We start from the raw sequence: 10,730 nt of genomic DNA, 5'->3' as shown, positions 1-10,730 counted from the left end.
TGAGGATGGTCTCGATGCCGCGAAAGGCGGTGGAGGAGCTCCAGGCATTGACGATGCGGCCGTTCTCGATCTGCGCCTCGATGCGCAGATGGCCCTCGATGCGGGTAATGGGATCAACGACGATCTTCTGCGCCATGTTACTTGTCCTCCTTCACCACCGAAATGCACTCCTCATCCTTCACCACGTGGGCGGGCTCGTGCTTGTCCGTCTTGCGAAAGGCACTGACCACGCCATGGGCGCCAAACGCCAGGGCGGTGGCCGCCGCCAGCCCCAGGCCGATTTTGTCGGCGGTCGCCTCGATGCCGAACCCGGCCACCCGCGGCAGGCGGCGGTAGAAGGGGCTCATGGTATCCCAGAACTGCGGCTCCGAGCAGCCGATGCAGCCATGCCCCGCCATCACCGGCCAGCTGGTCTCGTTGTAGCGCACCGTGGGGCAGTTGTGGAAGGTCTGCGGCCCCTTGCAGCCCAGCTTGTATAGGCACCAGCCCTGGCGATGGCCGGGATCGCCGAAGGCCTCGGCGTACTGCCCGGCGTCGAAGTGGCCGCGCCGCTCGCAATTGTCGTGGATGCGCTTGCCGTAGGCAAAGCGCGGCCGGCCGAAGCTGTCCGTCGCCGGCAGGCGGCCGAAGGTCAGCACATGGACGATGGTGGCGGTGAGGTTTTCCGCGTTGAGGGGACAGCCCGGCAGGTTGATGACGGTTGCTCCAGGCACCGCCTCCTTCACCGAAATCGCCCCGGTGGGATTGGGCGCCGCCGCCGGAATGCCGCCGTAGGTGGCGCAGGTGCCCACGGCGATGGTCGCCATGGCGTTGCCGCACACCTTGCGCGCGATGGCGAGGGAACTCTCGCCGGCCACCGTGCAGTACACCCCGCCGTCGCCGGCGGCGATGGAGCCCTCCACCACGGCGATGTACTTGCCCTTGTATTTCTCCATGGCCTGATGCTTGGCTTCTTCCGCCTGGTGCCCGGCGGCGGCCATCACCACCTCGGAATATTCCAGGGAGATGTGATCGAGGATGAGGTCGGCGGCGCTCGGCGCGCGCGCCCGCAGAAAGGCCTCCGAATCGCCGCTGCAACTCTGGAATTCCAGCCAGATCACCGCTGGCCGGTTGTCCGCGTCGAGGGCCGCGGCGATTTTCGGCACGAAGGTCAGCGGCAGGGCCAGGGTGGCCGCCATGCCGGTGCAGAATTTGAGAAAATCGCGACGATCGACGCCGCGACCTTCCCAACGCTCAAGGATCTCCTCCGGCAGGTGGATCTCGGGGGGGGCGCTTTCCGGTTCCTTCATCGACTCGGCCTCCTTTCCAAAGGGCACAAAGAAAATGGGGAAACAAACGGCATTTATCAGTAGAGTGAGGGAAAATCTTCGGTCGGGCGGGAGTGATCAGAAAAGTGACATAACGTCGTTATAGAAGTTGAGGGAGGCCCTGTCAAGGGCCAAAACTCCAACTTGTCTCCGGACCCGACCCAGAATCAGTCCTCCGCCCGGTTCAGGACGTAAGTCTCGGCCAAGGGGCCCTCGATTCCGCGGCCTTGCCGGTCGAGCTGAAACAGGCGATTCTCGCCCACCCGATAACTGACGGGGCCATCCTCCAGCCCGCGCAGATGGATGATGTTGCCGTCCTCGGCCCAGACGAAGAAACCCCGGCGGGCAAAAACCCGCTCGTCCTTGCCCAGGTAGCGGGTCTCAAGCACATAGGTCAGATCGGCGTTGAGGCGCAAGCGGGTGTCGATTCCCGCGCAATCGGCGCAGGGCAAGACCCCGGCGTAGACACCCGGCCAGTCCAGGGCGATGCGGCTCGTGTGCCCGTCGACAACCGGGGGCAAGGGCGCGCTGACCTGGGGCGCGCAGCCCGCGCCGAACCAGGCGAGAATCAGCAGGATGAGGGGGCTCCTGAGGTTTTTCATGGGCAGGTCTGCTCCTTGCCGAGGGACACCGACCCCAGGCAAAACGGCAAATCCCGTTTTATTCGCGCCGGGGCATGTTATAGTTTTGCAGCAAAAGCCTAATGGACGAACCCCGGGCGATCGGCGCTTCGCCGCCCCCGCTCACCTGCCCGCAAAGAGCCTGCCATGCGTTGTTATTCGCTTTTTCAATGGCTCGTCCCGGTGTTGGCGCTGGCTTTTACTATAGCCTCGCCCGTGCCGGTCGCAAGCCAAGAGGGGCCCATCCCCACCTACACCCTGGCGGTCCTCGCCTACCAGGATAAGGATCTCGCCGGCGACCTCAACCAATCCCTGCCGGGCATGCGCCCGCAGCCCTACGACATCGCACCCCAGTTCAGCGCCTTTGATGTCTGGCACAAATACCATTATCAGGTGGTGGCGGCCCTGCTCATGGGCGCGGCCATCCTGCTCCAGAGCCTGCTGCTGCTCAGGAACAACCGCCGCCTGCGCGCCGAGCAGGCACGCGCCCAGGCCGGCGCCACCTTGCTGCGCAAGCTCTCGGAACAGGTGCCGGGCATGATCTACCAGTACCAACTGCGGCCCGACGGCAGCAGCTTTCTTCCTTACGCCAGCGAGGGCCTGCGCGAGCTTTTCGGGTTCAGCCCGGAGCAAGTGCGGGAGGACGCCACGCCGATTTTCTCCCTCATCCATCCCGAGGACCTGCCCGAACTGCGCCTGAGCATCGAGCGCTCCGCGGCCGCCCTGGAAACTTGGCACAACGAGCACCGGACGCGGCGGGCCGACGGCCGCATCGCCTGGCTCGAAGGCATGGCCACTCCGGAGCGACTGGCCGACGGCAGCATTCTCTGGCACGGCTTCATCACCGACATCACCGCGCGCAAGGCCATGGAGGAGGCCCTGCGCGCCAGCGAGGCGCAGTTCAGAAACCTGTTCCGCGAAACCCGGGCGTCGCTGGTTCTCCACGATGCTGCGACGGGCGAGATCCTCGACGCCAATCCCGCGGCCATCGCCGCTTACGGACTCGACAGCCTGGAAGAACTCAAGGGCCTGGCCTTCAGCCTGGAGCCGCCCTATTCCATGCAGGACGCCTGGGAGTGGCTGCGCCAGGCGCGGGAGATGGGCCAGCAATCCTTCGAGTGGCTCAACCGGCGCGCCGACGGCGAGCTGTTCTGGGAGTTGGTGCAGCTGAGCCCCATCCGCATCGGCGACAAGGAGCGCATCCTCGCCACCGCCATCGACATCAGCGACCGCAAGCGCGCCGAGGAGTCCCTGCTCAACCTCAACCGGCAACTGGCCCAGCAAACCCGGCGCGCCGAGAGCGCCAGCGCCGCCAAGAGCCAGTTTCTCGCCAGCATGAGCCATGAAATCCGCACGCCCATGAACGGCGTGATCGGCATGACCGAACTGCTGCTGGACACCGCTCTCTCACCCCAGCAGCGCCAATTCGCCAAGGCCATCCGCGCCAGCGGCAGCGAATTGCTGGTCCTGCTCAACGACATTCTCGATCTCAGCCGCATCGAGGCCGGCAAGTTTCGTCTGGAAACGGAAGATTTCGAGGTTCTGCCCCTGGCGGCCGAACTCATATCGACCCTGGAGCTCCGGGCGCGGAAAAAGGGCCTGCGGCTAAGCTGCCAGGCCGATCCGGCGCTGCCCGCGCGCCTGCGCGGCGACCGCGGGCGACTGCGCCAGGTGCTGAGCAACCTGCTCGACAACGCCATCAAATTTACCGCCCAGGGGCAGGTCTCCCTGGCGATTTCGGTCCAGGCCGGTGACGACGACTACACCGAGATGCGCTTCGCGGTGCGCGACACCGGCGAGGGCATCGCGGCGGAACAGATTCCGCTGCTGTTCACCAAGTTCACCCAGCTCGACGCCGGCAATCACCAACATTCGGGCAGCGGCCTGGGGCTGGCCATCTGCCGGGAGCTGGTGACCCTGATGGGCGGCGAAATCGGCTGTGACAGCCAGGTGGGCCAGGGTTCGGAATTCTGGTTCACCGCCCGCTTCGGCCGCGCCGCCGCGCCCCTGCTCGAGCTTGCCGCGCCGGAGCCGGCGGTCACCCTGCCCGCCTGCCGAACCCAGGCACGGCTCCTGCTCGCTGAGGACAATCCCACCAATCAGCAGGTGGCCTTGGGGCTGCTGCGCAAGCTCGGCCTCCAGGCCGACCTCGCCGCCGACGGCGCCCAGGCCCTGGCCGCCCTGGCCCGGGACGATTACGACCTGGTGCTCATGGATGTGCAGATGCCGCGCCTGGACGGCCTCGAAGCAACCCGGATGATCCGCGAACAAGGCGCGGCGGTGCGCAATCCCGCCATTCCCATCATCGCCATGACCGCCTATGCCATGCAGGGCGATCGGGAAAGATTTCTCGCCGCCGGCATGAGCGACTATCTTACCAAACCGCTCTCGACCCAGAAACTGGCCGAGGTTCTGCAGCGCTGGCTGGTGCCCGACGACGGCCGGGGCGCTCCCTCGCTTGTCGCACCGGCGGACCAACCGAGAACCGACGCCGCCGCGCCGCCGGTCTTCGATGCCGCCGATCTACTGGAGCGCATGTGCCAGGACCGCAAGCTGGTCGAGGCCATCCTCCGCTGGTATCTCAACGACAGCCCCAAGACCTTCGCCGCCTTCCGTCAGGCCCTGGCCGAAAATAATCCGCGGGCCATCGAACACCAGGCCCATGCCCTGCGCGGCATGGCCGCCAACCTGAGCGGCCTGGCCCTGACGGAGCTGGCCCTGCACGCCGAGGAGGCGGCCGGCGGCGGCGATCTGGACACGGCACGGCGCCTGCTGCCGCGCATCGAGGACGCGGCGGATGCGCTGCGCCAGGCCATACAGGAGTTTCTGGCCGAGGAGAACCGCTCCTGAGCCGGCGGGAACGGTTTTGTTCAGTCTGGTCGCAGATCGCGAAATTTCTTGTATAATGTAGTCTCATTTTAAATCGACAATCTTTCCACGCCCTTTCTGGGTAATTTTCGCGACCGGTTGACAGGTTCAAGCGCCCGAGAGGGAGGGGGCATGTCCATGGGCGAACAAAGCAAGCATTCCTTGATGGCGGACCTCGTCCACTGGCTCAAGGACATGGAGGAGCGGGCTTCGCTTTTCTATGCCGAGGCCGCGGCCGTTTTTGGCGAGGACCGGGAATTGAGCGCCTTTTTATCCGCCCTGTCCCGGGAGGAAGGTGACCACGGCAAATTGCTCGACAAAGCGGCCAACTGCCAGGTGCGCGAAGCCCTGCCGGATGCCAGTTTCTTCCTCGACGCCGCCCTGCGGCAGAACCTGGAGGCGCCCTTCGTGCGCGCCCGTCGGCTGCTCGCGGACCAGCGCCTGACCAAGGAGGACCTGCTGGCACTCATCGCCGAGGCCGAATTCTCCGAGTGGAACGATCTCTTTCTCTATCTGATGGGTAGTTTGCGCAGGTGCGGGCGCGAATTCGAGGAAGCCCTTGCGGAGATGGACCAGCACCGCCGCGACGTGGAGAAACTCCTGCTGTCCTTTCCCCGGGGCGAGGAGCTCCTGGCGCGGGCGGGGCGCATGCCCCCGGTCTGGAAACGCCGCATCCTGATCGTGGAGGATGAACCGGCGGTCGCCCGGCTCATCCAGGCGCTGCTACGCGCCGAAGCCGAGGTCATACTGGCCGCCGACGGCGCCGAGGGCCTGCAACGGCTGCGCGAAGGCTATTTCGATGTGATCGTGTCGGATGTGGAAATGCCCCATCTCAACGGCATCGACATGTACCGGCAGGCCTTGCGGCTCGATGCCGGACTGAAAAACCACTTCGTCTTTTTCACCGCGAGCCGCAAGCCGCAACATCAGCGTTTTTTCCAAAAGGAACAGGTCCTCATGCTGCCCAAGCCCTCCTCCCTGAGCCGCCTGCGCCAGGTCATCAACCAGGTCGCGGCAGGGGCGCGGTCGCCCCTGCCGCACTGAAGGGCGGCCCTCCGCACAGAAGCCGGATTTAACGCTCCCTGCCCTAGCCGAACCATCCCGTCCACCCCCTGACGAAGTCAGCCGCGCCAACTCAGAGGCGTTCATAGGCGCGCCTGACTTCGGCCGGGCCATACAGGCGCTCCAGCCTGCGCACCAGAAAATGTCCCCGGCCCATGTCCTGAAAGTGGTCGATAAACAAGGCGTTGATGAGCGCTCCGCCGCAGGCGCCGACCAGGGGAAGGCTCTGGGCCGCCGCCTTTTCCGACACGACGAGGGAAAAACGCGCGGCAATCTGGGCTAACAGCCGCAGCAGGGCCGGCGCCCCCTTGTCGGTGAGGCCTTTTTTCGCCAGATGCGCCACGGCATCCGATACGGCTTTCGCCATGGCGGCGCGCGTGGCGAAATAGCCCGTCTCCGCCGCGTCATCGCCCTTGGTCGGACCGCCCAGGGCCAGGACCTGGACACATTGCAGCCGCGCCTCGGGAGTCGCCAGATCCTCCCCCTCGCTACGGGCGATATCAGCGATGGAGCGCATCATGATCGTCGTCGACACCGGCAGCTCCACCACCAGGGCGGGCAAGCCGAAGGCCCCGCCCAGCGCACCGGACGCTCCCGCCGCCACCTTGTGCCACAAGTTCGCGGGCGCCACTGGCTTGCGCTGATCCAGAGTACGCAGGGCGACATCGAGGGCCGCCTCAATGGCTTTGCGCGATGCCTCATTCACCAGGCGTCCCAACTTACCGGGAAGCATGTCGAAACCCCTTTCAATGGGAAAACCCACCAGGGCGCCGATTCTTACGGCCAGGCCGGGATGTTCGAGAAGGCGTTTGGCGAGTCGAAGCTCTTCAAGTTCCGCGGGGGAGAGGGACATGGCAGGCTCCGGAAGAATTAATTTACAGCCTCAGAATTAACATTGTAGCGCCCCGCCCGGTATCTGGCAGGAAAAACCGCTTTTTCCGGTCCGCCTCGGGCCGGAAAAAATTCTTGGGCCGGCGTGCTTTACAAGCCTCGGATCAGCTCCTATATTTCATGAAGATCGCCCTCGCCCACCCCTGTCGTCCCTGCCCAAGGAGCCTCGCCATGCTCAAGCGCCTGCTGCTCGTCCTGTTGATCCTGCCCGCCCTCAGCGCCTGCGGCTACAATGAAATCCAGAGAAACGAGGAAGCGGTGTTCGCCGCCTGGGGCGATGTGGAGGCGACCTACCAGCGCCGCGCCGACCTCATTCCCAACCTGGTGGAAACGGTCAAGGCCTACGCCGCCCACGAGCGCGAAACCCTTGAGGCGGTGACCCAGGCCCGCGCTCAGGTCGGACAGATGAACCTCAGCACCGCGGATCTTTCCGATCCGGCGACCTTCGAGCGCTTCCAGGCCGCCCAGGGTCAGCTCTCCAGTGCCCTGTCGCGCCTCATGGTGGTGGTCGAGCGCTACCCCGAACTCAAGGCGAACCAGAACTTCACCGATCTCCAGCATCAGCTCGAGGGCACGGAAAACCGCATCAACGTCGCCCGGCAGCGCTACAACGAGGCGGTGCAGGTGTTCAACACCTCGATTCGTACCTTTCCCAACAACCTGACCAACAACTTCCTGCTCAAGCTGGAGCGCAAGGAGCCCTTCAAGGCCGACCCCGGCGCCAGCGCCGCGCCCTGGGTGCAATTCAACTAGATGCCGCGCCTTGCCCTGCTCCTGCTCGGCCTGCTGCTGGGCCTGGTCCAGACGGCGGCAGCCCTCGACATCCCCAGCGCCGGGGGCTACGTCAATGACCGCGCGGGGCTGTTGCGCCCGGACACGGTGGTGAAGCTCGAACGGTTTCTCGCCGAATTCGAGCGCAGCGACTCGACCCAGCTGGTGGTGCTGATCATCCCCAGCCTCCAAGGCGAAGTGCTTGAGGCCTACGCCCTTAAGGTCGCGGAACGCTGGGGCATCGGGCAAAAGGGCAAGGACAACGGCGCGCTGCTGCTCATTGCCCGCGACGAACGCAAGATCCGCATCGAGGTCGGCTACGGCCTGGAGGGTCGCCTCACGGACCTGCTCGCCGGGCGCATCATCGACCTGGAAATCAGCCCGCGTTTTCGCGCCGGGGATTTCGACGGCGGCGTGGTGGCGGGGGTGGTGGCCATGGCCGAAGCGGTGCGCGGCGAATACCAGGGCACGGGACGCACCGGCGGCAAGCAACGACCCAATCCCTGGGGGCTACTGTTGTTGCTGCTGTTCCTCGGCCCCGGCCTGCTGCTGCTCGGCGGCAGCCAGGCGATGCGCGGCAGCCATCGGCGCGGCGGCTATTACATCGGCGGGCCTTTCGGCGGCGGCCGGGGCGGTGGCTTCGGCGGGGGTGGTTTTGGCGGAGGTGGTGGGTTCGGCGGCGGCGGTGGCGGCTTCGGCGGCGGCGGCGCGTCGGGAGGATGGTGACCAGCATGCCCAGGCAGACAGCCCAGAGCTTTTTCACCCCGGAGGAACAGGCCCGCATCGAGGCGGCGGTGCGCGCCGCCGAAGCGCGCACCAGCGGCGAGATCCTGCCCATGGTGGTCGATGCGTCCTATGAATATCCACGCACCGAAATTCTCGCCGGCGGCCTGCTCGCCCTAGCCCTGGCGGCCACCCTGAGCTGGATCTTCGGGCAGGCCTCGCTCTGGGTGTTCCTACCCCTTTACCTGCTCGGCTACTGGCCTTGCACGCGGCTGATCCGCAACCTGCCCGACCTCAAGCGGCGGCTGATCCCGGCCGCCGAACTAGCCGCCGAAGTAGAAGAACGCGCCCTGCTCGCCTTTGTCGAGCAGGGCGTGCACCACACCCGCGACGCCACCGGCATTCTGATTCTCATCTCGCTCTTCGAGCGCCGCGTCCATGTCCTGGCCGATCGCGGCATCAACCACGCCGTGCCCAAGGAAACCTGGGACGAGATCGTGCAGCTGGTAACCGCCGGGATTCGCTCCGGCCAAGCCTGCGAGGCCCTGTGCGCCGCCATCAAGCGCTGCGGCGATCTTCTGGAAGAAAAATTCCCGCGCAAGGCCGACGACAGCAACGAACTGCCCGATTTGATTCTCTCCTGAAGTTACGTCTTGCCCGCCAGGGTGAAGTAGCTGGTCATGAGATTGCGGTAGTTGGGGATGTGGTTGGAGAAGAGCGTCCCCAGCCCCTCGATGTCGTTGCGCCAGTCGCGGTGCAGCTCGCAGGCCAGACCGAACCAGTTGAGCAACTGCACCCCGGCGGCCTGCATGCGCAACCAGGCGCTGTGGCGGCTGACCTCGTTGAAGGTTCCCGAGGCGTCGGTGATGACGAACACCTCGTACCCCTGCTCCCTGGCGGAGAGCGCCGGAAAGGCGACGCACACCTCCGTCACCACCCCGGCGAGGATCAGTTGCCGGCGGCCGGTGCGCTTCACGGCGGCGACGAACTCCTCGTTGTCCCAGGCGTTGATGTTGCCGGGGCGCGCGATGTAGGGCGCATCCGGAAACAGCTCCTTGAGCTCCGGCACCAGAGGCCCGTTCGGACCGTTCTCGAAACTGGTGGTGAGGATCGTCGGCAGCTGGAAATACTTGCCGCAGGCGGCGAGCGCCAGCACGTTGTTCTTGAACTCGCTGGGCGAAAAATCCTGCACCAGGGAAATAAGGCCCGCCTGATGATCCACCAGGGCGAGCACGGCATCATCCTTGGACAGCCGGTTGTACGTGAAGGGCGTACTCATGGGATTCTCCTTCGCTGGATGAATCCAGGTGCCCCGCCCTCCCGCCCCGCTCAACGGCGGACAACAGCACGCCGCCGGAGCCGGAGAGGACGTTTTCGCACCCGCCTTCTCCGATGAGGGAAAAGGTTCTGAGTACAGTTTAGCAAGCCTGGCCGCCGGTGCCATCCTGGGTGCCGAGCCCCCCCCTGTCGCACCCGTCTCCTTTCACCACAGCTTGCGACGTCGCAACGACGTCGCGCCTTGACCACCTCTTTGCCGCGCCCTTCCCAAAGCCTCTCAAATACTTATTTTTTCAAATGTTTTTTCCACAATCACGTCCTCATGCACTTGGCATATCCTTTGTTATTAAAAAGAGGTGCACGGCCCAAACAAGGCTGGTTGAACTCTGACCCGAGAAAGGAGGACGGATCATGGCAAGATGGGATCTCTTCAAGGAAATGGACCTGCTGCGGCGGGAGGTGGATGAGGCGTTTCGCAGTTTCGGCATGGGGCAGCTTCTCGACCCGGCCTTCATCCCCGGCATCGGCACCGGCGACTATCCGCGCATCAACCTCAGCGAGGACGACCATGGCTTCTACGTCGAGGCCCTGGTGCCTGGTCTGGTGCCCCAGGACATCGAACTGAGCGTGATGCAAGGCACCCTCACCCTGTCCGGCGAGCGCAAGGAGCCCGCCACCAACCAGCGCACCTGGCACCGCCGCGAACGGGGCATGGGCAAGTTCCTGCGCACCATCGAGCTGCCGGCGACGGTGGACAGCGACAAGGTGAGCGCCGAGTATCGCCACGGCGTGCTGGCCATCACCCTGCCCAAGGCCGAAGCGGTGAAACCCAAGAAAATTTCCGTGCGCGCCAACTAAGGCTCGCGCCAGCGAATCGAGAAAGGAGGCAAGCATCATGGCAGACAAAGGAATGGTCACCCGTCAGGATACATCCCTCTCCCGCGAGGGCGTGCGCGCTCCGGACACCTATGCGCGGCCGGCGGTGGACATTTATGAAACCGAGGAAAACCTGACCCTGGTCGCCGACCTGCCGGGGGTGGCCAAGGAGGATTTGGACATCAACCTGGAACGCGGCATTCTGACCATCCGCGGCAGCGTCAAGGGCGGCGCGCCGGGCAAGGCGTTGTTTCGCGAGTTTTGCCTGGGCGAGTATTTCCGGCAGTTTCAGCTGCCCGACGAAATCGACCCGGAGAAAACTTCGGCCGAACTC

General features: G+C 65.1%; 11 protein-coding genes. 7 read left to right on the top strand and 4 right to left on the bottom strand.

Annotated elements, in window-relative coordinates; genetic code table 11:
• Positions 1-137: 137 nt before the first annotated feature.
• Both QAT43_RS11845 and QAT43_RS11840 read right to left on the bottom strand, forming a co-directional pair.
• Positions 138-1,289 (bottom strand): hydrogenase small subunit, encoded by a 1,152-nt coding sequence (locus QAT43_RS11845; RefSeq protein WP_305043288.1) that lies wholly within the window; start codon positions 1,287-1,289, stop codon positions 138-140.
• A 185-nt stretch (positions 1,290-1,474) separates the two neighbouring features.
• Complete coding sequence (locus tag QAT43_RS11840; RefSeq protein ID WP_305043287.1) at positions 1,475-1,909, bottom strand: copper resistance protein NlpE; 435 nt, start codon at positions 1,907-1,909, stop codon at positions 1,475-1,477.
• 165 nt (positions 1,910-2,074) lie between these two features.
• On the opposite strand from QAT43_RS11840, the gene QAT43_RS11835 reads away from it, so the two are divergent.
• Together QAT43_RS11835 and QAT43_RS11830 are read left to right on the top strand one after the other, a co-directional pair.
• A complete protein-coding gene (locus tag QAT43_RS11835; RefSeq protein ID WP_305043286.1) occupies positions 2,075-4,777 on the top strand; it encodes a hybrid sensor histidine kinase/response regulator in 2,703 nt (900 codons plus the stop codon).
• 150 nt (positions 4,778-4,927) lie between these two features.
• Complete coding sequence (locus QAT43_RS11830; protein WP_305043285.1) at positions 4,928-5,839, top strand: response regulator; 912 nt, start codon at positions 4,928-4,930, stop codon at positions 5,837-5,839.
• A 91-nt stretch (positions 5,840-5,930) separates the two neighbouring features.
• Here the strand turns inward: QAT43_RS11830 and QAT43_RS11825 are convergent, their stop codons facing one another.
• On the bottom strand, positions 5,931-6,710 hold the full coding sequence (locus QAT43_RS11825; protein WP_305043284.1) for an EcsC family protein: 780 nt from the start codon (positions 6,708-6,710) through the stop codon (positions 5,931-5,933).
• Between the two features lie 209 nt (positions 6,711-6,919).
• Between QAT43_RS11825 and QAT43_RS11820 the strand changes: the two genes are divergently transcribed.
• Genes QAT43_RS11820 through QAT43_RS11810 form a run of 3 tightly spaced genes read left to right on the top strand, consistent with a single transcriptional unit; the run spans position 6,920 to position 8,886 of the window.
• Complete coding sequence (locus QAT43_RS11820) at positions 6,920-7,501, top strand: LemA family protein (protein ID WP_305043283.1); 582 nt, start codon at positions 6,920-6,922, stop codon at positions 7,499-7,501.
• On the top strand, positions 7,502-8,245 hold the full coding sequence (locus QAT43_RS11815) for a TPM domain-containing protein (protein WP_305043282.1): 744 nt from the start codon (positions 7,502-7,504) through the stop codon (positions 8,243-8,245). It begins immediately after the preceding gene.
• A gap of 5 nt (positions 8,246-8,250) precedes the next feature.
• Positions 8,251-8,886 (top strand): TPM domain-containing protein, encoded by a 636-nt coding sequence (locus tag QAT43_RS11810; RefSeq protein ID WP_305043281.1) that lies wholly within the window; start codon positions 8,251-8,253, stop codon positions 8,884-8,886.
• A gap of 2 nt (positions 8,887-8,888) precedes the next feature.
• Here the strand turns inward: QAT43_RS11810 and ycaC are convergent, their stop codons facing one another.
• On the bottom strand, positions 8,889-9,521 hold the full coding sequence (gene ycaC / locus QAT43_RS11805; protein WP_305043280.1) for an isochorismate family cysteine hydrolase YcaC: 633 nt from the start codon (positions 9,519-9,521) through the stop codon (positions 8,889-8,891).
• A gap of 410 nt (positions 9,522-9,931) precedes the next feature.
• On the opposite strand from ycaC, the gene QAT43_RS11800 reads away from it, so the two are divergent.
• On the top strand, positions 9,932-10,378 hold the full coding sequence (locus tag QAT43_RS11800) for an Hsp20/alpha crystallin family protein (protein ID WP_305043279.1): 447 nt from the start codon (positions 9,932-9,934) through the stop codon (positions 10,376-10,378).
• Between the two features lie 37 nt (positions 10,379-10,415).
• Positions 10,416-10,730: Hsp20/alpha crystallin family protein (locus QAT43_RS11795; protein ID WP_305043278.1), on the top strand; the 315-nt coding region annotated here is incomplete at its 3' end.

The organism is Geoalkalibacter sp. (assembly GCF_030604225.1).
In the GTDB taxonomy this organism is placed as follows: domain Bacteria; phylum Desulfobacterota; class Desulfuromonadia; order Desulfuromonadales; family Geoalkalibacteraceae; genus Geoalkalibacter.
Note: the sequence above shows the minus strand (reverse complement) of the source record. Positions and strands in the feature narration are given on the sequence as shown.

Coding starts and splice junctions, on each gene's coding strand:
- QAT43_RS11845 (WP_305043288.1), bottom strand. CDS start 1,289: ATGAAGGAACCGGAAAGCGCCCCCCCCGAGATCCACCTGCCGGAGGAG.
- QAT43_RS11840 (WP_305043287.1), bottom strand. CDS start 1,909: ATGAAAAACCTCAGGAGCCCCCTCATCCTGCTGATTCTCGCCTGGTTC.
- QAT43_RS11835 (WP_305043286.1), top strand. CDS start 2,075: ATGCGTTGTTATTCGCTTTTTCAATGGCTCGTCCCGGTGTTGGCGCTG.
- QAT43_RS11830 (WP_305043285.1), top strand. CDS start 4,928: ATGTCCATGGGCGAACAAAGCAAGCATTCCTTGATGGCGGACCTCGTC.
- QAT43_RS11825 (WP_305043284.1), bottom strand. CDS start 6,710: ATGTCCCTCTCCCCCGCGGAACTTGAAGAGCTTCGACTCGCCAAACGC.
- QAT43_RS11820 (WP_305043283.1), top strand. CDS start 6,920: ATGCTCAAGCGCCTGCTGCTCGTCCTGTTGATCCTGCCCGCCCTCAGC.
- QAT43_RS11815 (WP_305043282.1), top strand. CDS start 7,502: ATGCCGCGCCTTGCCCTGCTCCTGCTCGGCCTGCTGCTGGGCCTGGTC.
- QAT43_RS11810 (WP_305043281.1), top strand. CDS start 8,251: ATGCCCAGGCAGACAGCCCAGAGCTTTTTCACCCCGGAGGAACAGGCC.
- ycaC (WP_305043280.1), bottom strand. CDS start 9,521: ATGAGTACGCCCTTCACGTACAACCGGCTGTCCAAGGATGATGCCGTG.
- QAT43_RS11800 (WP_305043279.1), top strand. CDS start 9,932: ATGGCAAGATGGGATCTCTTCAAGGAAATGGACCTGCTGCGGCGGGAG.